Here is a 25050-nt window from a genome sequence, read left to right as displayed (position 1 = left end):
TGCCTAGTCGGCGGGCATGCGCGTCCTTGTCGTCGATCCCGACCCAGCCCGCGCCGCCCTCGTGGCGGAAGGCCTCGCCGGCGTCGAGCCGCTGGAGGTTCGGCATGCCTCGATCTTCAACGAGGTCGAGGCGGCGGTGTTCGGGCCGGACGTGATCGTCGTGGCGTCCGACAGCCCCGACCGCGACACCATCGAGAGCCTGCGCGAGGCGACGGCGGCCAACCCGCGGCCGGTCGTCATGTTCGTCGACCGATCCGAGCGGGGGCTGGCCGAGCAGGCGGTACTGGCGGGGGTGTCCGCCTATGTGGTCGACGGCCTCTCGGCGGCCCGGGTGCGTTCGGTGCTGGAGGTGGCCATGAGCCGCTTCCAGCTGATGAACGGCCTGCGTCAGGACCTTGAGAAGGCCAAGGCTGACCTTGCTTCGCGCAAGACGGTGGAGCGCGCCAAGGCCCTTCTGATGAAGGAGCGTGGGCTGGAGGAAGAGGCCGCCTATCGCGTGCTGCGCAAGCTTTCCATGGACACCGGCCGTCCCATCGGCGCGGTCGCGGCGGACCTCGTGGCCTTCGCCGGGGTGCTGAAGGGGAACGGGTCATGAGCGGCGAACGGCCTCTGCGCCTCGGCTTCATCGCGCTGAACGACGCCGCCGTGCTGATCGCGGCGAAGGAGAAGGGCTTCTTCGCGGCCGAAGGCCTGGACGTCGAGCTGAGCCGCCAGGTCTCGTGGGCGACGGTGCGCGACAAGATGAGCGTCGGCGCGCTGGACGGCGCCCACATGCTCGCGCCCACCGCCCTGGCGATCAGCCTGGGCGCGGCCGGCGCAGAGGCGACGCCGCTGGCGGCCCCGCTGGCCCTGAACATCAACGGCCCGGCGATCACCGTGGCCTCGCGGCTGATGGCCGTCATCGGCGAGGGCCAGACGGCCGACGGCCTCGCACGTCTTGTGGCGCGGCGGCGGGAGGAGGGGGCGAGCCCCATCACCCTGGCGGTCGTCTTCCCGTTCTCGGTCCACAACTACCTGCTGCGGGACTGGCTGGCCCGGGCAGGCATCGACCCCGACCGCGACGTCCGGCTCACCATCGCGCCGCCGTCGCGGATGACCGAGTTGCTGGTGGGTGGCGTGGTCGAGGGCTTCTGCGTCACCGAGCCTTGGGACACGGCCGCCGTGGCAGCCGGCGCCGGGCAGGTGGTGGTGCGCGGCTCGCAGTTCTGGCCGCGCACGCCGGACAAGGTGTTCACGGTCACGGAGGCCTGGGCGAACGCCCGCCCCGACGAGCTGCAGGCCCTGGCGCGCGCCATGCTGCGCGCCGGCGCCTGGGCCGACGACCCGGCCAACCGCGCGGCGTTGGCCATGATGCTGGCCCAGCCGGACTACGTGGGCGCCGAGGCCCAGGTGATCGAAGCGTCGTTGGCAGACATGATCTTCCACGCGGGCGGCGCCAGCGCGCCGCAGCCCATTCATGCGGCCTGGCTGCTGAGCCAGATGGCAAGGTGGTCCCACATCGATCCCACCATCGACATCGAAGCCGTCGCGCGCCGCGTCTATCGCCCCGACCTCTACGCGATCGCCGCGGCGGCGCTAGGCATGCCGGAAGCGCCGCCGCTGGAGGTGCTAGAGGGTTTCGGAAGCGAGAGGCCATTCCGGCTGGCGACGGCCCAGGCGTATGCCGACGAGGCTCGGAGTCGGCGTGTTTCCGCGGGCTGATACCGTCGCCTAGCCCAATTCGGAGGCGCCGGTCGCAATTCCGGCGCCTGAATTTTGCACTGCAGCGAGATCGGCGGGGCCCGCAGGCTTATCCCCCGTGACCATGGCCTACGACTGCGGTCTCTTAGGTTCACGGCCCAGGACAACGGCGTTCGCGGCTTCCGGATCGGCTCGAGGTTGAGCCTTCCCTTTCCCGGCGACGCCGCCTGTCCACTCCAGCATGGGGCCGAATTCCCAATGGTCAGCCGCTCGTTCCTGAAGTCGGGTCACACGCCGACTCTGCTCTCCGCCTTCCTGTACTTCGACCTGAGCTTCATGACCTGGGTGGTCCTGGGCCCGCTGGGCGTGGCGATCGCCAAGGACTTCGGGCTGACGCCGGCGCAGAAGGGCCTGATGGTGGCCGTGCCGGTGCTGTCGGGCGCGCTGCTCCGCCTGGTGGCGGGCGTCATGGTCGACCACATCGGCCCCAAGAAGACCGGCCTCATCGGCCAGCTCGTCGTGCTGGCGGGGCTGGCGGTGGCCTGGTTCCTGGGCGTGCACAGCTACCATCAGGTCCTGGCCCTGGGCGTGGTCCTGGGGGTGGCTGGCGCCTCGTTCGCCGTGGCCCTGCCGCTGGCCTCGCGCTGGTATCCGCCGGAGCACCAGGGTCTTGCGCTCGGCATCGCCGGGGCCGGGAACTCAGGCACCGCCCTGGCTGCGCTGTTCGCGCCCGGCCTCGCCCAGGTTTTCGGCTGGCAGAACGTGATCGGCCTGGCCGCCCTGCCGCTGCTTGTGGCCTTCGTGGTGTACCTTGTCTTCGCCAAGGATGCGCCGAACCGGCCGCCGCCCAAGACCCTGGCCGAGTACATGAGCGTGCTGGGGACGGGCGACGCTTGGTGGCTGATGGCGCTGTACGGCGTCACCTTCGGCGGCTTCGTCGGTCTCTCGTCGTCGCTGACCATCTACTTCAACGCCGAGTACGGCCTGCCGGCGGTCACCGCGGGCTTCTTCACCGCGGCCTGCGTGTTCGCCGGCTCGTTCGTCCGGCCCGTGGGCGGCGCGCTCGCCGACCGGTTCGGCGGCGTTCGGACGCTGACCGTGGTCTATGTCCTGGCGGCGCTTGGCCTGGCGCTGGTGAGCTTCCAGCAACCCAGCGCCTGGGTGGCTCTAGCCTTGATGATGTTCGCCATGATGGCCCTGGGCGCCGGCAACGGGGCGGTCTTCCAACTCGCCCCGCAGCGGTTCGGCAAGGAGATCGGCGTCGTCACCGGCTTGGTCGGGATGACCGGCGGCATCGGCGGCTTCTACCTGGCCGCCAGCCTGGGCTGGGCCAAGGAGGCGACCGGCTCGTACCAGCTGGGCCTGCTGGCCTTTGGCGGCCTCGCTCTGCTCGCCCTGGTCGGCCTGACCGGCGTGAAGGCCCGGTGGCGCAAGACCTGGCCGGAACTGGCCGGCGCCGCCGCCTCGGCCCTGCGACTCTAAGGGGATCGCCATGACCAAGGAGAGACTGGTCGTCATCGGCAACGGCATGGCCGGCTGCCGCGCGGTGCAAGAAGTTCTGAAGCGCGACCCCGGCCGCTACGACATCACCATCTTCGGCGCCGAGCCCAGGGTGAATTACGACCGGATCATGCTGTCGCCGGTGCTGGCGGGCGAGAAGTCGTTCGCCGACATCGTGATCAACGACGAGGCCTGGTACGCCGACAACGGCATCGACCTGCGCGCCGGCGCCCGGGTCGAGGTGATCGACCGCGAAGCTCGCCTCGTGCGCGCCGCTGACGGGACTGAGGCGCCCTACGACCGGCTCATCCTCGCGACCGGCTCGGATCCGATCCGCCTGCCCCTGCCGGGCGCCGACCTCGCCGGCGTGGTCACTTTCCGCGACCTGGACGATGTCGAAGCCATGATCGCGGCCGCGAAGCCGGGCGCGAAGGCGGTGGTGATCGGCGGCGGCCTGCTGGGGATCGAAGCCGCCTACGGCCTCTCCAAGCGCGGCATGGGCGCCACCGTCGTCCACCTGATGGACGTGCTGATGGAACGCCAGCTGGACGCCTCGGCGGGCTTTCTGCTGACCGAGGCCCTGGCGGAAAAGGGCGTCGAGACTGTGCTGGAGGCGCAGTCGGAAGAGATCCTCGGGGCGAACGGCCGCGTCAGCGGCCTGCGCCTCAAGGACGGCCGGGTGTTGGACTGCGATCTCCTGGTGATGGCGGTCGGCATCCGGCCGAACGGGACCTTGGCCAAGGCGGCCGAGCTGGAGGTTAACCGCGGCGTCGTGGTGGACGACTCCCTGCGGACCTCGGACCCGGCCATCTACGCCATCGGCGAGTGCGTCGAGCACCGGGGCCAGTGCTACGGCCTGGTGGCGCCGATCTGGGAGATGTGCCGCACGCTGGGCGAGGCGCTGACGGACGGTGAGGCCGCCTACGAGGGCTCCAGCCTGTCGACCCGCCTCAAGGTCTCCGGCGTCGACGTGTTCTCGGCGGGCAAGCACCTGGGCGGGCCGGGCTGCGAGGACATCGTGTTCCGCGACGCGGGCCGCGGCGTCTACAAGCGGATCGTCCTGGAAGAGGGCAAGGTCGCCGGGGCGGTGCTGTTCGGCGATGCGTCCGACGGGGGCTGGTACTTCGACCTCATGAAGTCGGGGGAGGACGTCGCGGCCTTCCGCGAGACCCTGGTGTTCGGCCAGGCGGCCACGGAGGGCCTTCGAGGCCTGGACCCTAGCGCGGCCGTTGCGGCCATGGCCGACACCGCCGAGGTGTGCGGCTGCAACGGCGTCTGCAAGGGCGAGATCACCGCCGCCATCACGGATCAGGGCCTGACCACGCTGGAGAGCGTGCGGGCGGTGACCAAGGCGTCCGCCTCGTGCGGGACCTGCACCCCGCTGGTGGAGAAGCTGCTCAAGCTCAGCCTGGGCGCTGCGTTCCAGGTTCAGACCGGTCCCAAACCGGTCTGCGGCTGCACCCACCACGGCCACGACGACGTGCGGCGCCGCATCCTCGCCGAGGAGCTGAAGTCGATCCCGGCCGTCATGCAGGCGCTGGAGTGGACCACGCCCGATGGCTGCGCATCGTGCCGGCCGGCGTTGAACTACTACCTCGTCTGCGCCTGGCCCGGCGACTATCGGGACGACCGGCAATCGCGGTTCGTCAACGAACGGGTCCACGCCAACATCCAGAAGGACGGGACCTATTCCGTCGTGCCGCGGATGTGGGGCGGGGTGACCAGCGCCGACGAACTGCGCGCCATCGCCGACGTGGTCGACAAGTTCGACATCCCGACTGTCAAGGTGACGGGCGGCCAGCGCATCGACCTTCTGGGTGTGAAGAAGGACGATTTGCCCGCCGTCTGGGCCGACCTGAACGCGGCGGGCATGGTCTCGGGCCACGCCTACGCCAAGGGCCTGCGGACCGTGAAAACCTGCGTCGGGACCGACTGGTGCCGGTTCGGCACCCAGGATTCCACCGGCCTGGGCGTGCGGTTGGAGAAGTTCATGTGGGGGTCCTGGTCACCGGCCAAGGTGAAGCTGGCGGTCTCCGGCTGTCCGCGGAACTGCGCGGAGGCGACCTGCAAGGACATCGGCGTGATCTGCGTCGACAGCGGCTACGAGATTCACGTGGGCGGCGCGGCCGGCCTGCACATCAAGGGAACCGAGGTTCTCGCCAAGGTCGCGACCGAGGACGAGGCGGTCTGGACGATCTGCGCCGTCATGCAGTTCTACCGCGAGGACGCCTGGTACCTGGAGCGGGTCTACAAGTGGATGGAGCGCATCGGCCTGGGTGCGATCAAGGCCGCGGTCGAGGACCCCGAGCGCCGCCGCGCCCTCTACGACCGCTTCTCGTATTCGCAGCGCTTCTACCGCGTCGACCCCTGGGCCGAGCGCGTGGCGGGCCGAGACGCCCACGAATTCAACCCGCTCAGCCGCCGCATGGAGTTCGCATGAACGCGCTCGTCAAGGACCCGATCATGTGGACCGACGTCGGCGCCGTGACCGACGTGCCGTTGCGCGGCTCGCGCCGGGTGCCGACGGCGGATGGCGACATCGCCATCTTCCGGACCGGCGACGGGCGGGTCTTCGCCCTCCGCGACCGGTGCCCGCACAAGGGTGGCCCGCTCAGCCAGGGGATCGTCCACGGCCACGCCGTGACCTGCCCTCTGCACAACTGGTCGATCGAACTCGCCACGGGCGAGGCCATGGGCGCCGACCGTGGGAAGGGCTGCGCGCCGGTCGTGCCGCTGGAAGTGCGCGACGGCCGCCTCCTGCTGGGCCGGATCTGACACGTGAGCGTCCGCACCGCATGCCCCTATTGCGGCGTGGGCTGTGGCGTGCGCGCGGCGCCCGACGGCCGCGCGCTGGCGGTCATGGGCGACGCGGAGCATCCCGCCAACCTCGGCCGGCTCTGCTCGAAGGGAACCGCGCTGGCCAAGACGGTGGGCCTCGAAGGCCGGCTGCTGCATCCGATGATCGGGACCCGCCGCGTCGCCTGGAACGAGGCGATCCAGCGCGTCGCCGGCCGGTTCGCCGAGACCATCGCGCGGCATGGGCCGGACTCTGTGGCCTTCTACGTCTCTGGCCAGCTTCTGACCGAGGACTACTACGCGGCGAACAAGCTGATGAAAGGCTTCATCGGCTCGGGGAACATCGACACCAATTCGCGGCTCTGCATGGCGTCGGCGGTGATCGCGCACAAGCTGGCGTTCGGCGCGGACCTGGTGCCCGGCTGCTACGAGGATCTGGACCTGGCCGACCTGGTGGTCTTCTCGGGTCACAACGCAGCGTGGACCCACCCGGTCCTCTACCGGCGCATGGAGGTCGCCCGGACGCGCGGGCAGCGCCACATGGTCATCGACCCGCGGCGGACGGACACCGCCGAAGCCGCCGATCTGCATCTGGCGCTCGCCCCGCAGAGCGACGTGCGCCTGTGGAACGGCCTGCTCGCCGATCTCATCCGGCGCGGCGCCGTGGACCGCGGATACGTCGCCGCTCACGTGGCCGGCTTCGCCGATGTCGAGGCTGAGCTTGCCCAGGCCGACCAGTCGCCGGCCGCGGTGGCGGCCGATTGCGGCGTGCCGCTCGCCGACCTGGAGACCTTCTTCCGCCTGTTCGCCGAGACACCGCGCACGGTCAGCCTGTTCTCCATGGGCGCCAACCAGTCGGCGCAGGGCGTGGCCAAGGGCTCGGCGATCCTCAACGTCCATCTGGCCACCGGCCGGATCGGCAAGCCCGGCGCCTGTCCGTTCTCGATCACCGGCCAGCCGAACGCCATGGGCGGGCGCGAGACCGGCGGCATGGCCACCACCCTGGCCGGACACATGGACTTCGACGACGCCGGCCGCGCCCGGGTGCAGCGGTTCTGGGGCTCGCCGACCATCGCCCCGGCGGCGGGCCTGAAGGCCATCGACATGTTCGACGCCGTGGCCGACGGGCGGGTCAAGGCGATCTGGATCATGGCCACCAATCCGGCGGTCAGCCTGCCGAACGCCAGCCGGATCCGCGCGGCGCTGGCGGCCTGTCCCTTCGTCGTGGCGTCGGACTGCATGGCCGAGACCGACACGCTCTCGTTCGCGCATGTGAAGCTGCCGGCCCTGGCGTGGGGCGAGAAGGACGGAACGGTCACCAACTCCGAGCGCCGGATCAGCCGCCAGCGGCGTCTGTTCGATCCCCCGGGCGAGGCGCGGGCCGACTGGAAGATCATCGCCGACGTGGCCGCCGCCATGGGCTACGGCGACGGCTTCGGCTGGCGGAACCCCGCCCAGGTCTTCCGCGAATGGGCGCGCCTGACCGCCTACGAGAATGCCGGCCGGGTGCTGAACCTGGGCCCGATGGCAACGATCACGCCGGAGGCCTACGAGGCGCTGGAGCCGGTGCAGTGGCCGGTGACGGCAGCCGGCGGCACGGCGCGACTGTTCACGGACGGCCGATACCAGACCCCTGACGGCCGCGCCCGCATGGTTCCGGTGGCGGCGCGTGGCCCGGCCGAGGCCACATCGGGCGCCTTCCCGCTGTCGCTGAATACGGGCCGCGTTCGCGACCACTGGCACACCATGACCCGCACGGCCCTGGCGCCCGAGCTCTGCCGCCACACGCCCGAGCCATACGTGGAGATGCACCCGGCCGACGCGGAGCCGCTGGGGATCGGGGAAGGGGCGCTGACCCGCGTCCAGACCGCGCGCGGCGAGGCGGTGGCCCTGGCCCGCCTGACCGATCGCCAGCGTCCCGGATCGGTGTTCATGCCGATGCACTGGACCGAGGCCTTCGCGCCGTCCGGCCGCGCCAACCCGCTGGTGGGGCCTCAGGTCGACCCGCGCTCGGGGCAGCCGGAGTTCAAGCACACGCCGGCGCGCGTGCGGGCCTATCGCGAGACCTGGCGCGGCTTCTTCCTGGCGCGCGGCGCCTGGACGGCTCCCAGCGGCCTGGACCTGGTCTGGCGGCGCATTCCGCAGGCGGGCTGCCAACTGCACGAGTTCGCCGGCCGCGGCGACGCGCGAGAGCGGTCGGCGGTCCAGAAGGCGCTGACCCGCAAGGCCGGCGACGTCCTCCGCTACGAGGATCCCGCCGCCGGCAGCCTTCGAGAAGCCTGGATCGACGGCGATCGGCTGGACCGGGTAATCTTCTTCACCACCGTCGGCGCTCTCCCGCCCCGCGAATGGCTGGCCGATCTGTTCGAGGCCGACGCCCTGACCGCGGCCGATCGCATGGCCCTGTTGATGGGCCGCCCATCGGGGCGGGCCGTGGACGCCAGCCCGATCGTCTGCGCCTGCCGCGGTGTGCGCGCCGGGCGCATCGAAACCGCCGTCGCCGCCGGCTGCGCCACCGTGGACGCCGTGGGCGAGGCCACCGGGGCCGGGACCAGCTGCGGCTCGTGCCGCCCCGAGATCGCACGCCTGATCGCCAAGGGAGAGGTTCGCCATGCCGCCTGAACTGGGACGCGTCCGCCTCGTCGGAGCCGGGCCGGGGTCGGCCGACCTGCTGACCGTTCGCGCCTCGCGGGCCGTCGAAGGCGCCCAGGCGCTGCTGTACGACGCCCTGGTCTCGGACGAGGTGCTGGCGCTGGCGCCGGCCGCCTGCCTGAAGATCCAGACCGGCAAGCGCGCGGGTAGGACCAGCATGAAGCAGGAGACGATCAACCGACTGATGCTGCGTCTGGCCCGCCGCGGCTTGGACGTCGTGCGGTTGAAAGGCGGGGACCCATCGATCTTTGGCCGGGTGGGCGAGGAGACCGCGTTCCTGCACGCCCACGGCGTCGAGACCGAGGTCGTGCCCGGCGTCACCGCCGCCAGTGCGGCCGCCGCCCAGTTCGGCTTCCCGCTGACACATCGCGGCGAGGCGCGGCGGCTGCTGATCGCGACGGCCACCACCCAGAACGGGGCGCTGACCGACGGCGGCTGGCGGGCGGCGGCGGATCCGCAGACCACGGTCGCGCTCTACATGGGCCGCGACCGTCTGGAGGCGGCAGCCCAACGCCTGATAGCCGAAGGCCGCGCGCCGGAGACGCCGGCCATCGCGGTCGAGAACGCCGGCCGGCCCGATGCGCGCGCGCTGGCGGGTGTGCTGGCCGACCTCGGCGCGACCCTGGCGGCGGCGCAGGTCGCCGGACCGGTGGTGCTCATCGTCGGCGAGGTCGCGGCCCAGGCCGCCGCGGGTGTGGCCCTGTCGGCCGGCCTGGCCCGGACCGCGTGACCGCAAGCCTTGCCTGACGTTGCGTGCGGGGTGGAAGGGTCCGCGCCCAAGTCTTGGGAGCGACCATGAAACTCGACAACACCATCTCGGCCGTCATCACCGGCGGCGCCTCGGGCCTAGGCGCGGCCACCGCGCGGCGCCTCGCCGGCCATGGCGTCAAGGTGGCGCTGTTCGACCTGAACGCCGACCTCGGCGAGGCGCTGGCGAAAGAGATCGGCGGGGTCTTCTGCAAGGCGAACGTGACCTCCAGCGAGGAGATCGACGCGGCCTTCGCCAAGGCGCGCGCCGCGAACGGCCAGGAACGGATCCTGGTCAACTGCGCCGGCGTCGGCGGCGGGGCCAAGACCGTCTCGCGCGACAAGGAGACGGGCGCCGTCAAGGAGTACCCGCTCGATAACTTCGAGCGGATCGTCCAGATCAACCTGATTGGCACCTTTCGCTGCATCACCAAAAGCGCGGCCGGGATGCTGAGCCTGCCGGTGCTGGAGGACGGCGACCGCGGCGCCATCGTCAACACCGCGAGCGTGGCGGCCGAGGACGGCCAGATTGGCCAAGTCGCCTACACCGCCTCGAAAGCCGGCATCGTTGGCATGACCCTGACCATCGCGCGGGATCTGTCCAGCGAAGCGATCCGGGTGAACACCATCCTGCCCGGCATCTTCGACACGCCCCTGCTGGCACGGGCGGCCGAGCATGTGAAGGCGGGACTGTCCGCCTCGGTGCCGTTCCCCAAGCGGCTAGGCATGGCCGAGGAATACGCCCAGCTGGCCGAGACGATGATCACAAACGGCTACTTCAACGGCGAGGATGTCCGCCTGGACGGCGCCATTCGCATGCAACCCCGCTAATCGCGGTTTCGGGGCCGGCGGCGGCGCTTGCCGCTTGCCTTGTCGACACGGCATGATAATGCGAAGCATTCTTAGCTAAGGCTCCGCATGCGGGGCGCATCCCGTTTCGCCAGTGAGCATGCCGCCGGTTTCCGAACTCGTTGCTGATCCCGCCGCCGAACGTGCGGCGGCTGAACGCGCCAAGGCGAAGAAGCGCGCGGTCGCCCGCGCCGCTTTCCTGCGTCAGACCCTGCGCTGGCACTGGATCAGCGCGGCCATCTGCCTGATCGGCATGTTGTTGTTCGCAATCACCGGCATCACGCTGAACCATGCCGGGGCGATCATGGCCAAGCCCCAGACGGTGGAACGGGAAGGGGAGCTTCCGGCCGACCTGCGCCCGGCCCTGCAGGCGGCGGAGGCGGCCAAGGGCGATCTGCCCGCCGCGACCCGCGCCTGGCTGGCCCGGGACCTGAAGATCAAGGCCCCGGCGGGGCCCGTCGAATGGTCCTCGGGTGAGGCCTATGTGGCGATGCCGGGGCCGGGCTCCGATGCCTGGGTGACCATCGACACCGAGAGCGGCGCCGTGGCCTACGAGCGGACCGATCGGGGCTGGATCGCCTACCTCAACGACCTGCACAAGGGTCGCAACACCGGGCCGGCCTGGAGCTGGTTCATCGACATCTTCGCCGCCGGTTGCGTGGTGTTCTGCGTCACCGGCCTGCTGCTGCTTCAGCTGCATTCCAAGGCGCGGCCGTCCACCTGGCCGCTGGTGGGGATGGGCTTCGTCATACCCCTGCTGCTGGCCCTGTTCCTGATCCATTGAGGAGACCCCGATGCGCGCGATGAAGACCCCGACCCTTTTCGCCGCCGTCACCGGGGTCGCGGCCGTGCCGGCTGCGGCCGACGCGGCCGAACTGACGGTCTCGGTCGAGATCCCCCGGCTGTCGGTGGCCGAGTACCACCGCCCCTACGTCGCGCTGTGGATCGAGCGGCCGGACGAGACCGCCGCCGTGAAGACCCTGGCGGTCTGGTACGACACCAAGCTGGCGAAGGGCGAAGGGGCCACCTGGCTGAAGGACATGCGCCAGTGGTGGCGCAAGGCCGGCCGCAGCATGACCCTGCCGGCCGACGGCGTCAGCGGCCCCACCAAGGCGCCCGGCAAGCACCAGGCGGTCTTCACCGCGGCCCAACTGTCGGGCCTGGCCCCCGGCCAGTACAATCTCGCCATCGAGGCTGCCCGCGAAGTCGGCGGTCGCGAGGTGGTCCGCGTGCCGTTCTCCTGGCCGCCCAAGGCCGGCGCGAGGCCGGCGTCCGCCAAGGGCGCATCCGAACTCGGCGCGATCAGCGTCAGCACCAAGCCCTGAAACCTCCGGAGCCTGCATCATGTCGATCGCTATCCGCACCGCCATCGCCGCGGTCATCGCCCTGGCCGTCGCGCCGGCGGCGCAGGCCCATCGCTCCTGGCTGGCGCCGTCCGCAACGGTGCTCTCGGGCTCCGAACCCTGGGTGACGGTGGACGGCGCCGTCTCGAACACCCTCTTCTATCCCGACCACGTCGCCATGCGCCTGGACGGGCTGACGGCGATCGGGCCCGACGGCGCGCCCGTCCAGATCCAGAACGGCTCGACGGGGAAGTACCGCTCGACCTTCGACCTCCAGCTCAAGACGCCCGGCACCTACAAGATCGCCAATGCGTCGAGCGGTATGATGGCTTCGTACAAGCTGGGCGGCGAGACCAAGCGCTGGCGCGGGCAAGAGGCGGATCTCGCCACGGCCATCCCCAAGGACGCCACCGAGGTCCAGGTCTCGAGGAACTCGCGTCGGGTGGAAACCTTCGTCACCTCGGGCGCGCCCAGCACGGGCGCCCTGAAGATCACCGGCAAGGGCCTGGAGCTTGAGCCGATCACCCATCCCAACGACCTGGTGGCCAGCGAGAAGGCGCGCTTCAAGCTGCTGATGGACGGAAAGCCCGCGCCGGACGTCGAGGTCGAGGTGGTCCTCGGCGCGACGCGCTATCGGAGCAAGGCGCCGGAGTTCAAGGTGAAGACGGGCGCCGACGGGGTGTTCGAGGTCCAGTGGCCGGAACCAGGCCTTTACTGGGTCGAAGCGTCCGTGCGCGGCAAGGACGCCGCGGGCGTCGCCAGCAACGCCGGCTATGCCGCGACCTTCGAGGTCCTCCCGGACTGACGACGATGCGCCGGGTCGCCGTTCCGCTGTCGCTGACCGCCGAGTCGACACGGCCGCGGGACGGGCGGCCCGCGTCGCTTGAGGGACCCACGATGGGGGTGACCTGGAGCCTGCGGGCCTGGGTCCCTCGTGGACTCACCGATGCCGTACTGTCGGCGGCCGTCCAGGGCGCCTGCGACCTCGTGGTGGCGCAGATGAGCACGTGGGAGCCCGGCAGCGACCTTTGCCGCTTCAACGCCGCGCCGGCGGGCGCGTGGGTCGAGGTTCCGCCTCACCTGATGAGCGTGGTCGCGGCCGCGTACGACCTGGCGGAGGAGACCGGCGGCGCGTTCGATCTGACGGTGGGTGCGCTCACCGACCTCTGGGGCTTCGGGCCTGCCGGGCCGGTCGCGGCCGCCCCAGACCGGGCCAGCCGAAACCTGGCGGCGACCGGCTGGCGGAAACTGCGACTGGATCGGCCGGACGGGCGCCTCTTCCAGCCTGGCGGCCTGAGGCTGGATCTCTCCGGCATCGCCAAGGGCTTCGGCGTCGACCTCGCAGCCGAAGCGTTGGAGGCGCTGGGCGTACGCGACTATCTGCTGGAGATCGGCGGCGAGCTTCGCGGCGGCGGCGTGAAGGGCGACGGCGAGCCCTGGTGGGTGGAGATCGAGTCGCCGCCGGGCGGCGAGCTTCCGCAGCCGCGCATCCTCATCGCCCTCCACGGCCTGTCGGTCGCCACCTCGGGCGACTGGCGCCGGACTTGGTCGGACGGTAGTGGCTGCTACAGCCACACGCTGGATCCCATCACGCGGGCGCCCGTCGCCGGGCCGGTCGCGTCAGTGAGCGTGCTGCACGCCTCCTGCATGCAAGCCGACGCGCTCTGCACCGCCCTGACGGTTCTTGGTCCCGCGGGCGAGGCGTTCGCCTGCGAGCATGACATCGCCGCCCGGATCGTCTCGCGCGGGCAGGCGGGACTCACCGAATGGATGTCGCCCGCCTTCGCCCGGCTGGTCGACGAGACCTGAGCGGCTCCGACGCCCCCAGCCGCGCGGGCCGTCGCGATAGTGCCTCCGTTCGTCGCAACACGCGTCTCCTCGGTCTGTTGAGCCTAGTCGCGACGCGATCCGGGGAAGTATGCAAGCCGCGAGGAGCAGGGGCGGGCGGCGCAAGATGACGTCTGACGCAGTGATGCCGGCGCAGACGGTGGGGAGCGCCCCCTTGTCGCGCGACCTGGGCTATCGCGCCGACATCGACGGGCTGCGCGCGCTGGCCGTGATGCTGGTGGTCTTCAACCATGCCGGCGTCGCCTGGCTGCCGGGCGGCTTCGTCGGCGTCGACGTGTTCTTCGTGATCTCCGGCTTTCTGATCACCGGGATCATCGCCGGCCAGCGGGAGCGGGGCGACTTCCGGTTCGGCGACTTCTACCTGCGGCGGGCGAGGCGCCTGCTGCCAGCCCTCTATGTCCTGCTGCTTGTGGTGACGGCGGTAGGCTATGCCTTGCTCACACCCGCCGACTACAGCGTGCTCGCTCAGGGCGCGCTGAGTGCGATCGCCCTGGTTTCGAACATCTTCTTCGCCCGGACCTCCGGCGGCTATTTCGCGCCGGAAGCTGAAGCCCTGCCGCTGCTGCATCTGTGGTCCCTATCGGTCGAGGAGCAGTTCTATCTGGTCTGGCCCGCGGCTCTGCTGCTCCTGCTGAAGCTGAGGTCGCGGGCGATCATGACCATGGCCGTCGGCCTTCTGGCCGCCGCCTCCTTCGCCTACGGCCACTACGAGGCGGGCCGACACCCGGCGGACGCCTACTTCTTCCTGGCGCCGCGGGCGGGTGAATTCCTGGCCGGCGCGCTCGCGTGGCTGCTGTGGCGGCAGGACCGCGCGCCGAACCCCTGGATCGCCAACGCCTTGTCCGGCGGGGGCCTGTTGCTGATCGCGGCTGCGGCGGCAGTGTTCAGCGCGGGTACGCGGTTTCCCGGAATGGCGGCCCTGGTCCCCTGTCTGGGCGCGGCTGCGCTGATCTCGGCCCCGCAGTTCGGCCCGAGCGTGGTCAGCCGCGGCCTCTGCCTGCGGCCGGTCGTGTTTGTCGGGCTGATCTCGTATTCGGTCTACCTCTGGCATTGGCCGATCGTGAGCGTCCTCAGGTACCAGGACATCGCGATCACGCCGGCGGTCAGCGCGGCGATCGTCGCCGGATCGCTGCTCTGCGGCTACCTTTCCTGGCGGCTGCTGGAGACCGGTTTCCGCGGCCTGCTCGAGCGCCGGCCCGCGCAAGGGCTGCCCCTCGCCGCGCTCGGCCTCGCCGTCGCGCTGGCGGCGCCGGCCTATATCCACCTGAAGAGCGGCCTGCCGGAGCGGTTCCCCTACGCCCTCCTGACGCAGGACGAACTCACGGCCGAGCGCAATCGCTACTGGCAGGGGTTCCCGGCCCGCCCGTTCGCCCAGCCCACGCCGGACGGGGGCCGCGTGCTCATCGTGGGCAACTCCCACGGATTCGATCTGGGTTACGCCCTGATCGAAAACGGCTTCGCCGGGCGGCTGGAGATTCTGGAAACCTTCCACCAGTGCTTCAACTTCGGCCACGATCCCGTCGCGCCGGCCGACGCGAAGCTCTGCGAGGAACGCCGCCGGGCGGTGCTGGACAGCTCCCAGCTGAGGGCGGCCGACGTCGTCCTGCTCCACGACAATTGGGGTGGCTATGACGCCAGGGGGCTGGCGGAGATGATCGGGTCCCTACGCGCGGTCTCGGACGCGCCCATCTACGTCGTCGGGCCGAAGATGACCTTCACCGACGACGCCCTTTCGATCTCGAAGAAGGCGCAGGACCAGCGCCACGCGACGGTGGCGGGCGTGAACGCCTTCGCGCTGGACTATCAGGAGGTCGCGAAGATCGATCGAGACAGGGCGCTCAAGGCCTTCTTTGCACGCTCGGGCTGGCGGGACGTCCGCTACGTCTCGATGCTGGACCTCCAGTGCGGCGAGCGGCGGCGGTGCGAGATCCTCGGGCCCGACGGTCGCTATCTCTATTTCGACGCCGGGCACTTCACCTTGGAGGGTTCACGGCGCGTGGGCATGCGCCTGAAACAGGCCTACCCCGAGCTCTTCCGGCGCACGGCGAGCTAGCCGTCCGCGGCGATGACGACGAAAGGCGCCCAGTAGGCGGGGTGGGCCCACTCGGCGCGCCAGCCGGGGAGTGGCGATCCGTCGGATCGGCGGCCTGTGCGGACGGTGCGCATAGCCTGTTGGAGGGCCTGGGCCTTCGAGAGCCGCGGGTTGGCCTTCTGGATCGCCAGGGTCTGGACGGTCAGGGCAGCGGTGGCGTCGTCGAAGACCCGCCAGTGACTGACCAGCAGCGCGCGTGCGCCGGCGTAGAGGAACGCCCGGGCGAGGCCCGACAGGTTGTCCGCGCCTGGGGCCCCGTCGCCGCCCGCGGTGTTGCAGGCCGATAGGATCACCCAGTCGGCCGAGAGGTCGAGGGCGGCCGCCTCGGTCGCCGTCAGCACCCCGTCGTCCTGCGCGCTCGGCTTGCCCGGGGCGGTCAGCACTAGTCCGGGCTCGTCCAGGCCCTTGATCTCGTGACCGAGCAGGCCGTGCGTCGCGATCGCCACGACGCCGGCGCGGGAAATGTCCGAGGACGTCCTGATCGAGGCCTCAGTCGCCTTGCCGCCGAGGCGGACGCTGCTCGCCGGCGCGCCCAGGGTCTTGGCCATTGCACGGAGTTCGTCCGCGGTGCCCGGCAGCGGCGCGAAGACCGCGCCGAGTGCCTTGGAACCCTGGGGGCGGCGCGCGTCGAGCGCGGCGGCGTCGATCGCGGGGTCGCCGTAGCCGACGAAGGCCCAGCGTTGGCCGGCGGGCCGCCGGGCGGGCGCTGCGGTGCGCAGGCTCGCCACGGACGGGAGAGTGGTGAGGGCGTAGCGGTCGCCGAGCCAGGTCGCCTGCGCCAGCGTTCGCACGTTCTCCGTGGGCAGCAGACCCAAAGGCAGGCCGCCGAACGCGCCCGACGTGGTCACGAACAGTCGGTCGACGCCGCCCAGCGCGCCTTCGACGGGGGCGATCAGGTCGCGGTAGAGGCTGTAGGCGGTCTGCAGGTCGAAGGGCGCGATCGGGCTTTCGCCCACCAGTCTAGTCTTGCCGCCGCAGGCGCCGTCGTCCACCTGGCATCGCAGCGCCCGGATGCGCTTCTCCAACTCGGCCTGGCCGCCCTCGATGCGGTGCCACGCCACCTTCGTCCGCGAGAGGGCGAAGACGTGGATGTCTTGGCCGGTCGGGACGATGAAGAGCATGCCCTCGCCGGCGCGGAGTCGCGCCTGCGCCTGGGCGATGGACAGCGCGGGCGGCGCGATGGTCTCCGCGTAACGCGGATTGTCCTTCTGCAGCCGCGCATCGAGACTGGCGAGTTCGCGGCCGACCGCGTCGAGCGCCGCCCCGACCCGCGCGGCCTTGGCGGGATCGTCCTGGGGGAGGGCCTGAGCCAGTTGCCCCTCGATCTGGCGAACCTGACCGGCGAGATCCTGGCGGACCCGCGCGTCGCCCGCCGCCGCCTTGCGGGTGAAGGCGGCGCGGGCCGCGGTCTGGGCCAGGGCGCGCGCGGCGGGTGAGACTTCCAGGTCCTGGGCGGCGGTGAACGCCCGGTCCCGCAGGCGCGGCAACTCGGCCGGCTGCTCGGCCGCGGCCAGCCAAGCCAGGCGCAGATAGCGGCGGAACACCGGCTCGGCGGCTTCGCCGGTCTCGGCGTCTGCCCGGGCGCGACGCAGTGCGACATCCGGATCGGATCCGATGGCGGTCAGGTCCGCCGAACGGCGGGCCCGGACGATGGCCACGGCCTTGGATGACAGCGCCTCGGCCCGCGTATTGGACGCAAGGTGGTGCTGGTTCTCTGCCAGGGCGTCATAGGTCGCCGCGGTGGTCGGGTGACGCTCGCCAAGTGTGGCCTTACGCACGTCCAGGGCGCGGCGCAGCATGGGCTCGGCTTCGGCATAGCGGCCGCGGGCGTTCAGGTCGCCGGCCAGCGCGGCATAGGCCTTGGCGGTCGCGGGATCGGTTTCGCCCCTGGCGGCGCGCAGGATCGCCAGGGCGCGGCGATGCAGCCGCTCGGCTTCGCGCCGCTTGCCCCGGGCCGCTAGGTTGTCGCCAAGGGCGCCATAGCTCACACCGGTATCGGCGTGCTTCTCGCCCAGGAGCGAGCGGCGTAGGGCCAGGGCCTCGCGGAGCAGCGGTTCGGCGTCCCGCGGCCGGTGCTGGGCGTTGAGGTTGGCGCCGAGGGCGGCGGCGTCGGCGGCGGTGGCCGCGTGGTGCGGTCCTCGGACGTCGCGATCGGTGGCGAGCGCCAGCCGCAGCAGCGGCTCCGCCTCCTCGTGCCGGCCCTGGGCGTCCAGGTTCGCTCCCATTCGCGCATAGGCTTGGGCAGTGGCCGCGTCGCGCTCGCCGAACACCTCGCGGCGGATCGCCAGGGAGCGCCGGTGAAGGGGCTCGGCCTCGACGTGCCGGCCGAGCTCGTCGAGCGTGGCCGCCAACGACCCCAGGTCTGCCGCCAGTCCGGGATCCTTCTCGCCCAGCAGGCGGGTGTCGACCTCGACCGCCAGGCGATACAGCGGTTCGGCCTCGCGCGGCCGGGCCTGGGCGCGCAAAACATCGGCCAGGGCGACGGCGGCGGCCGCAAGCTCCGCGCTCCCATCGCCGAACAGGGTTCGGCTCGTGGCCAGAAGTTCGCGCCGTAGGGGTTCGGCCTCCCCGAAGCGGCCGCGGCGCTCCAAGACGCCGGCGAGGTTGGAGATGGCCAGCAGGGTCTGAGGGTCGCGTGGACCCAAGACTTTACGGTCGACCTCGAGGGCGCGCCGGTAGAACGGCTCGGCTTGCGCGTCGCGTCCCTGCCGCACCAGGGCCTGGCCGATCCACGACCACGAGATGGCCGTCACCACCGCGTCCGGGCCGTACGCTCGCTCTTCGATCGCCGCGCGCCGACGGGTGACCTTCTCGAGGTCGGACCATCGGCCAGCGGTTCTCGCCGCCTCGGCCTGGATCACCAGCGCCTGCCACGCGGCGGTTTCCTCCGCCGTCAGGGCACGGGGGATCGGCGCCGCGCCGGCGGCAAAAGCCGACGCGTCAGGACAAGCAATACTGAGCAGCGCAGCAGCCGTCAGGCCCGCGCGCCAAGCTCCGGGACGCATACGCCCGTCCTCTCACGAATCTCCCACGGGGTAACCTTACCCGGTTGGCGCCTGTGACCGCACGGGACCTGACGCCGCACCGGAGCCTCCGGACCCGATGTAGCCCAAGGTTGCGGCACGCTGGATGGCCTGTGACCGCCCGGAAACACCCAGCTTTCGCGCCGCGTTGGTGACATGAAACCGGACCGTGGGCAGGGATATGGCCACAAGGTGACCGATCTCTGCGTCAGTTTTGCCCGCGGCCGCCCATTTCAGGCACTGGATCTCGCGCCGGGTCAGGCGGGCGGGCGGCTGGTTCGAGCCCGCGACGGCCTCTTCGTAGGTGGCGACGAACCGGAGGGCGAGGGCGTGCAGGGCCGCCGCGTGCTCTGCAAAGGTCGCCGCGACGTCGAACGCGGGGTCGGCCGTCGCCCAGACTACGGCGCCGATGACGCCGCCGGGCAGGTAGGCTGGCGCGACGATCGCCGCGCCCACGCCATAGGTGTCGACAGGCCCCTCGGCGGTGATGGCGTCCAGGGCCCGGTTCGGCCGCCAGGAGGCGAACCGGCCGTGCTGGAAATAGAACGGCTCCGAACAGGCGCGCGAGGCGTGGATGAAGGCGGCGCGCAGGGCGAAGCCGTGATCTTCCCAATAGCGCAGCTTGGGGTCGACCCAGCGGAACAGGGTTTCTGCCAGCGGCCGACCGTCGGCGCCGACCGGTGGGGTCGTCGATGAGATGTCGGTGGCCGCCGCGACGAACGGCAGGCCGATGCGGGCGCCCGTCTCGTCGATCTCCCGGGCGAGCGCTTCGGCGTCGGTAAGCAAACGGCCGTCCCCTATCACTTCCGATAGCTTGTTTGGTTGCGCCGCAACCCGCAAGCTTTGAGCCTCGCTCACGTGTAAGAAGCGGGAATAACGAACGCCCATAGGGCGAAGGGGAGGAATGATGAAGTTGCGTAAATGGGCGCCGTCGGCCGCCGTGTTGGCCGCGGTCTGTGTCGCGGGCCAGGTTCAGGCCCAGGAGACCGAAGCGCCCGAAGTCGACGCCGTGATCGTCACGGCCCAGAAGCGGGAACAGAACCTCCAGGACGTGCCGATCGTCGTCAACGTCGTGTCCGGGCAGCAGCTTCAGGACGCCGGCGTGCGCGATGTGAAGGATCTTCAGGTGCTGACGCCGGGCCTGAGCGTCACCTCGTCCACCGGCAGCGCGCAGACCTCCATCCGTATCCGCGGTGTCGGCACCATCGGCGACAACCCGGGCCTCGAATCCTCCGTCGGCACCGTTGTCGACGGCGTCTATCGGGCGCGCAGCGGGGTGGCCTTCGGCGACCTGGGCGAGCTCGAGCGCATCGAGGTGCTGAAGGGTCCGCAGGGCACCGTGTTCGGCAAGAACACCTCAGCCGGCGTCATCAACGTCATCACGAAGGCGCCTGAGTTCGACTTCGGGGCCAACGCGGAGGTCACCTACGGCAACCACGACGCCCGCGGGGCGTCCGCCAGCATCACCGGCCCGATCGGCGAGACCGTGGCCGGCCGCCTGTTCGCGGCCATCCGCAAGCGCGACGGCTTCAACGATGTGCGCAACGGCGCGGGGCCCAGCACCCAGAGCCGGAACGACGACCAGGATGTCGCGACCATCCGCGGCCAGCTGCTGTGGCTGCCCACCGACACCCTGACCATCCGCGCCATGGCGGACTACACCAAGCGCGATGAGCACTGCTGCCTGACGGCCACGACGCTGGTCGGTCCCACGGGCGCCTTGATCGACGCCGTGGCCGCCGACGAGGGTACGCTGCGCCCCGCCGATCCCTTCCGCCGCCTCGTCTATGCAAACCGCGAGTCCAACCAGGAGCTTAAGGACAAGGGCGTCTCCCTCCAGGCGGACTGGGAGATCAATCCCGACCTGACGCTGACCTCGATCACCGCCTGGCGGGACTGGTCCAACGTCCAGGGCGCGGACATCGACTTCTCGTCGGCCGACATCTGGTACCGGCCCAGCGACGGCCGCACCTTCAACAAGTTCGAGACCTTCTCGCAGGAAGTGCGCCTGGCCGGCCAAACCGGGCCGGTCGACTGGATGGTCGGCGGCTACTACTCCGACGAACAGCTCGACAACAGCGCCTTCACCCCGTTCGGCACGTCCTACGAAACCTATTTCAGCCTGTTGCTCTCGGGCGGAACCAATCCGACCGCCGTCTCGGCCCTGACCGGCATCCCGGCGGGCCAGAACTTCATCCCGGGGCAGGGCGCGTACGACCGCTTCGACCACTCCAGCAAGGGCTGGGCGCTGTTCACGAACAACACCTGGCGCGTGACCGAGGCCCTCGAGCTGACCTTCGGGCTGCGTTACAGCGACGACACCAAGGAGGTCTTCGCCCAGTATCGCAACACGGCGCCGGGCTTGGCCTGCGCCGCCGCGATCGCCCGCCCGATCCCGGCCGCGGCCCGTTCGGCGTTGTGCGCGCCTGGCGCCGATCCGGCATTTAACAACGTCGATACGCGCCAGAAGCGCACCGAGGATCGTCTCGGTGGGACGGCGAAGGCCAGCTACCGCTTCTCGCCCACGTTCATGGCGTATGCATCCTACGCCAACAGCCACAAGAGCGGCGGCTTCAACCTCGACCGGGCCCGCTTCGGCGCCGGGGTCATCAACCCCGACACCAGCTTCGACGCCGAGACGGTCGAGAGCTACGAGCTCGGCTTCAAGAGCCAGCTGCTCGAGAACCGCCTGATCCTGAACGCCGCCGCCTTCGACCAGACGTTCAAGGACTTCCAGCTCAACACCTTCACCGGCATCAGCTTCGTGGTCGCCTCGATCCCCAAGGTCACGTCCAAGGGCGTCGATCTGGACCTCGTGTGGCGCACGCCGGTGCGAGGCCTGACGGCGACGGGCGGGGTGACATATGCGGTGACCCAATTCGGCAACTTCGCGCCGACGGCGGGCGTCGGCCCGCGCCTGCCCAGCTCGCGGCTGTCCTACGCGCCCCTGTGGTCGGCGTCCTGGTCCGCGGCCTACGAGAACGAGATCGGGGCGGGCCTCCGGCTGCGGGCCAGCCTCTCGGGCCGCTACACCTCGGCTTACAACACCGGCTCCAACCTCGACCCGCTGAAGAACCAGAAGGAGCTCACGCTCTGGAATGGCCGGATCGGCGTTGGCTCCGAGGACGAGCGCTGGACCGTCGAGCTGTTCGCCCAGAACCTGACCAACGAGGACTACTACCAGGTGGTGGTGGATCAGCCGCTGCAGTCTGGGACCTACGCGGCCTTCCTCGGCGCGCCGCGGACCTGGGGCGTGGCCCTGCGGTCGAAGTTCTAGGGAGCGCCCAACCGTGGATCTGGAGCTCACCGCCGCCGATCTGGCCTTCCGCGACGAGGTGCGCGCCTTCATCGAGGCCAACCTCACCCCGGAGCTGCGGCGCGCCGGCGAGCGCCTGACCAGCGTCTTCTGCGAACCCCGCTACAGCCTGCCTTGGCAGAAGATCCTCCATGCCCGGGGCTGGGCCGCACCGGCCTGGCCGCGGGAGTACGGCGGTCCGGGCTGGAGCGAGGTTCAAAGGGCGATCTTTGCGGCCGAGTGCGCGAGGGCCGGCGCGCCGACGCTGTCGCCCATGGGCCTGAAGATGGTGGGGCCCGTGATCATGGGCTACGGGACGCCCGAGCAGAAGGCGTACTACCTGCCGCGCATCCTGTCCGGCGAGGATTACTGGTGCCAAGGCTACTCCGAGCCTGGCTCAGGCTCGGACCTGGCGTCGCTGCAGCTCCGCGCCGTCAGCGACGGGGACCACTATGTCCTGGACGGTTCGAAGATCTGGACCACCCACGCCCAGTTCGCCAACCGGATGTTCTGCCTCGTGCGCACGTCCACCGAGGGCAAGCCGCAGCAGGGCATCACCTTCCTGCTGCTGGAGATGGACACGCCCGGCATCTCGGTGAAGCCGATCATCACCCTCGCGGGTGAGCATGAGGTGAATCAGGTGTTCTTCGACGGGGTGCGCGTGCCCAAGGCGAACCGGATCGGCGCGGAGAACCAGGGCTGGACGGTGGCCAAGTACCTCCTGGAGTTCGAACGCGGGGGCGGGTCGGCGCCGGGCCTGATGGTGGGGCTGGAGCGGGCCCAGCGGATCGCGGAGGCAGCCAGCGGAGACGATGCGGCCCATCGCCGGCGGCTGGCGGAGGCGCAGATTGCGGTGACCGCCATCGACATGTCCGAGCGCATGGTCCTGGCGGCGCTGGCCGGCGGCAAGAACCCCGGGCCGGCGTCTTCGATGCTGAAGATCAATGGCACCGAGGCCATGCAGCGGATCGACGAGATCTCGGTCGCGGGGCTGGGCGCCTATGCGGGCGTGGACGAGCCGGCGGCGCGCGAGGCCGGCTCGAACATCGAGGCCGTCGGGCCCGAGGAGGGTCTGGTGGCCATGCCGCGCTATCTGAACAACCGGGCCGCCTCGATCTACGGTGGCTCCAACGAGATCCAGAGGGATATCATCGCCCGGCTCGTTCTCGGGCTGTGAGGGAGGAAAGACCGATGTCGACGTTCCTGAACCTGCGCCGTCCGCCCTACCGCACCTATTCGATCACCCAGCTCTGCCGCGAGTTCGGCGCGACGCCCCGTGCGCTGCGGTTCTACGAGGAACAGGGCCTGCTCTCGCCGGGCCGGCGGGACACCAGCCGGGTCTATTCCTACAAGGACCGCGCGCGGCTCCAGCTGATCATGCGCGGCCGGCGCGTCGGGCTGTCCATCGCGGAGATCCGGGACATCCTCGACACCTACGACGAGGAGGGGACCGCGGCGCAGGACGCCGAGGCGCTCCGCATCCACCACCGCCGTGTCGAGCAGCTAGAACAGCAGCGCCAGCATGTGGACGAGGCGATCGACGAACTGAAGAAGGCCGCAGCGCTCATCGAGGCCAAGTACCCGCACCTGAAGGCGGAGCTGGATTCCTGAGCGCGCTCGAAGACTTTGCTCCACAGCCGCGACTGAACGTCATTGGCGGCGGCAAGGTCGACTATAGAGCGCCACCGGGCGACCCGGGCCTGTTCGGTCCCGACTCCATGGCCTGGCGGGTCCACGCAAATCCCGTCGCTCTGGCGATCGGTGGCGTGGCGGCGGTGATCCTGGAACTGGCCGAGCCGCGGGTGCGGACAGGGGTCTGGGAGCATTCCACCTTCCGCACAGATCCGCTGGCGCGCATGCAGCGGACAGGCGAGGCGACGCTTATCACGACCTATGGTCCGACCCGCGCGGCCGAGGCGCGCGTTGCCATGGTCACCCGCATGCACGCCCGCGTGGGCGGCGTGACGCCCGAGGGGCAGGCCTACGAGGCTCTGGAGCCCGAGCTCATGACCTGGGTGCATGTGACGGCGAGCTGGGGTTTCCTGACCGCCTACGACCGGCACGTGGCGCGTCTCGGCGCGGCCGACAAGGACCGCTATTTCGCCGAGGGCGGGCGGCTCGGCCGTCTGTTCGGAGCCCCCGAACCGCCGGACAGCGTGGCGAGCGTCGAGGGGTGGTTCGACCGGATGCGGCCGAAGCTGGTCCCCCATCCGATCATCGACGAGTTTCTGGCTATCGTCTCGACCACCTCGCCGCTGGGCCTGCCCGGGCGGGCGCTGCAGCCGCTGGTGGTGGAGGCGGCCATCGACCTCGTGCCGGCGGACATCCGCGCCAAGCTCGGCCTGAAGGCCCGGCCCTGGCGGCTGGCGGTGGCGCGGCGCGTGCTGGGCCTGATGGCCAAGGCGGCCGAACGGGCGCCTAGCGATATCGTTCGCGACGCCCGCGCCCGGATGGGCCGCGCCGCCTGAGCGGCGTCTATTCCATCCAGGCCTGGAACGAGCGGTCGACCACGGGGGCGGCGCCCGGGATCGGCGCGCGGATCGTAAAGGCGGTTCCGCTGTCGCCCTGGACCGTCAGCGTGCCCTTCAGGTCGCGCACGATGGCTGCGACGATGGACATGCCAAGGCCGCCCTGCCGGCCCATGCCGCCGGACAGGCCCTTGCCCTGATCGGCCACGGTGACGACTAGTTCGCGCCCGTCGCGGCGGCTGGTCACCACTAGGCGGCCGCCCGGCTTGCCGTCATAGGCGTGCTTGGCGGCGTTGATGGCGAATTCGTTGATCGCGATGGCCAGCTGCTGGGCCATGTCGCCCGGCACGCTCGTCGGGTCGGCCTGGATCGTGCAGCTGAGACCGGTGGTGGCCGCGATCGCCTGGCAGAGGCCCGACAGGAAGGGGCTGAGCTCGACCGAGGCGCGGCCGGCGTGCTCGTAGAGATAGCGGTGCAGTTCGCCCACGGCCACCAGGCGCGCCCGGCTGGCCTCCAGCGCCGCGGAGGCCACCGCATCGCGTGAGCGGAGCTGTTCGAACACCAGCATGTCGGCCGCCAGCTGGAGGCTGTTGGCGATGCGGTGGTTCAGTTCCTGGATCTGGCGCTCCTGGCTGGCGAGCTGCGCGCGGGCGGCGGAGAGCTCTCGGGCCAGACCGGGGTCGGATGTCGCGGCGGCGAACATGCGGGGTTATTCCAATACTAGGGCCAAGCCTGTTTTCATACGAGACGTCGCCTT

20 protein-coding genes are annotated in these 25050 nt (G+C 70.7%); 17 read left to right on the top strand and 3 right to left on the bottom strand.

Annotation, left to right across the window (positions count from 1 at the left end; all coding sequences use genetic code 11):
- Positions 1–16: 16 nt before the first annotated feature.
- The 13 genes from A2790_RS00565 (at position 17) to A2790_RS00505 (ending at position 15468) form a co-directional block, all read left to right on the top strand.
- Positions 17–595, top strand: a complete 579-nt coding sequence (locus A2790_RS00565; RefSeq protein ID WP_293386764.1) for an ANTAR domain-containing protein — start codon at positions 17–19, stop codon at positions 593–595.
- Entirely contained in the window at positions 592–1701 is a 1110-nt protein-coding gene (locus tag A2790_RS00560) for a CmpA/NrtA family ABC transporter substrate-binding protein (protein WP_293386763.1), read from the top strand. Before A2790_RS00565 ends, A2790_RS00560 begins: the two co-directional genes overlap by 4 nt.
- Before the next feature lie 237 nt (positions 1702–1938).
- Entirely contained in the window at positions 1939–3162 is a 1224-nt protein-coding gene (locus A2790_RS00555) for a nitrate/nitrite transporter (RefSeq protein WP_293387042.1), read from the top strand.
- Positions 3163–3172: 10 nt separating this feature from the next.
- Entirely contained in the window at positions 3173–5620 is a 2448-nt protein-coding gene (nirB, locus tag A2790_RS00550; RefSeq protein ID WP_293386762.1) for a nitrite reductase large subunit NirB, read from the top strand.
- On the top strand, positions 5617–5955 hold the full coding sequence (gene nirD, locus A2790_RS00545) for a nitrite reductase small subunit NirD (protein WP_293386761.1): 339 nt from the start codon (positions 5617–5619) through the stop codon (positions 5953–5955). Before nirB ends, nirD begins: the two co-directional genes overlap by 4 nt.
- Positions 5956–5958: 3 nt before the next feature.
- Entirely contained in the window at positions 5959–8598 is a 2640-nt protein-coding gene (locus tag A2790_RS00540) for a nitrate reductase (protein ID WP_293386760.1), read from the top strand.
- Positions 8588–9358: a uroporphyrinogen-III C-methyltransferase gene (gene cobA, locus A2790_RS00535; protein WP_293386759.1), complete on the top strand. Its 771-nt coding sequence runs from the start codon at positions 8588–8590 to the stop codon at positions 9356–9358. The genes A2790_RS00540 and cobA overlap by 11 nt, the downstream gene beginning before the upstream one ends.
- A gap of 65 nt (positions 9359–9423) precedes the next feature.
- The gene (locus A2790_RS00530; protein WP_293386758.1) at positions 9424–10206 is read left to right on the top strand and encodes an SDR family NAD(P)-dependent oxidoreductase; all 783 of its coding nucleotides are present in this window, start codon (positions 9424–9426) and stop codon (positions 10204–10206) included.
- Between the two features lie 118 nt (positions 10207–10324).
- Positions 10325–11008 carry a PepSY-associated TM helix domain-containing protein gene (locus tag A2790_RS00525; protein WP_293386757.1) on the top strand — a complete coding sequence of 228 codons (684 nt, stop codon included), beginning with the start codon at positions 10325–10327 and terminating at the stop codon, positions 11006–11008.
- A gap of 10 nt (positions 11009–11018) precedes the next feature.
- Entirely contained in the window at positions 11019–11549 is a 531-nt protein-coding gene (locus A2790_RS00520) for a DUF2271 domain-containing protein (RefSeq protein ID WP_293386756.1), read from the top strand.
- Between the two features lie 19 nt (positions 11550–11568).
- Positions 11569–12372 carry a DUF4198 domain-containing protein gene (locus A2790_RS00515; RefSeq protein WP_293386755.1) on the top strand — a complete coding sequence of 268 codons (804 nt, stop codon included), beginning with the start codon at positions 11569–11571 and terminating at the stop codon, positions 12370–12372.
- A 5-nt stretch (positions 12373–12377) separates the two neighbouring features.
- A complete protein-coding gene (locus A2790_RS00510; protein WP_293386754.1) occupies positions 12378–13376 on the top strand; it encodes an FAD:protein FMN transferase in 999 nt (332 codons plus the stop codon).
- A 145-nt stretch (positions 13377–13521) separates the two neighbouring features.
- On the top strand, positions 13522–15468 hold the full coding sequence (locus tag A2790_RS00505; protein ID WP_293386753.1) for an acyltransferase family protein: 1947 nt from the start codon (positions 13522–13524) through the stop codon (positions 15466–15468).
- On the opposite strand, the gene A2790_RS00500 is transcribed toward A2790_RS00505, so the two are convergent.
- Positions 15465–18512 carry a CHAT domain-containing tetratricopeptide repeat protein gene (locus A2790_RS00500; RefSeq protein ID WP_293386752.1) on the bottom strand — a complete coding sequence of 1016 codons (3048 nt, stop codon included), beginning with the start codon at positions 18510–18512 and terminating at the stop codon, positions 15465–15467. The two genes, A2790_RS00505 and A2790_RS00500, sit on opposite strands and share 4 nt — an antisense overlap.
- Before the next feature lie 36 nt (positions 18513–18548).
- Positions 18549–19316 carry a helix-turn-helix transcriptional regulator gene (locus A2790_RS00495; RefSeq protein WP_293386751.1) on the bottom strand — a complete coding sequence of 256 codons (768 nt, stop codon included), beginning with the start codon at positions 19314–19316 and terminating at the stop codon, positions 18549–18551.
- 121 nt (positions 19317–19437) lie between these two features.
- On the opposite strand from A2790_RS00495, the gene A2790_RS00490 reads away from it, so the two are divergent.
- From A2790_RS00490 to A2790_RS00475, 4 genes are all read left to right on the top strand, one after another.
- On the top strand, positions 19438–21807 hold the full coding sequence (locus A2790_RS00490; RefSeq protein WP_293386750.1) for a TonB-dependent receptor: 2370 nt from the start codon (positions 19438–19440) through the stop codon (positions 21805–21807).
- A 13-nt stretch (positions 21808–21820) separates the two neighbouring features.
- The gene (locus A2790_RS00485) at positions 21821–23002 is read left to right on the top strand and encodes an acyl-CoA dehydrogenase family protein (RefSeq protein WP_293386749.1); all 1182 of its coding nucleotides are present in this window, start codon (positions 21821–21823) and stop codon (positions 23000–23002) included.
- A 14-nt stretch (positions 23003–23016) separates the two neighbouring features.
- Positions 23017–23436 (top strand): MerR family DNA-binding transcriptional regulator, encoded by a 420-nt coding sequence (locus A2790_RS00480; protein WP_068877068.1) that lies wholly within the window; start codon positions 23017–23019, stop codon positions 23434–23436.
- 107 nt (positions 23437–23543) lie between these two features.
- Positions 23544–24293, top strand: coding sequence for an oxygenase MpaB family protein (locus A2790_RS00475; protein ID WP_293386748.1), 750 nt, complete (start codon positions 23544–23546; stop codon positions 24291–24293).
- Positions 24294–24300: 7 nt separating this feature from the next.
- Here the strand turns inward: A2790_RS00475 and A2790_RS00470 are convergent, their stop codons facing one another.
- Positions 24301–24996 carry a sensor histidine kinase gene (locus A2790_RS00470; RefSeq protein WP_293386747.1) on the bottom strand — a complete coding sequence of 232 codons (696 nt, stop codon included), beginning with the start codon at positions 24994–24996 and terminating at the stop codon, positions 24301–24303.
- Positions 24997–25050 lie beyond the last annotated feature (54 nt).

This window comes from Phenylobacterium sp. RIFCSPHIGHO2_01_FULL_69_31 (genome assembly GCF_001824475.1).
Classification (GTDB): Bacteria; Pseudomonadota; Alphaproteobacteria; order Caulobacterales; family Caulobacteraceae; genus Phenylobacterium.
Note: the sequence above shows the minus strand (reverse complement) of the source record. Positions and strands in the feature narration are given on the sequence as shown.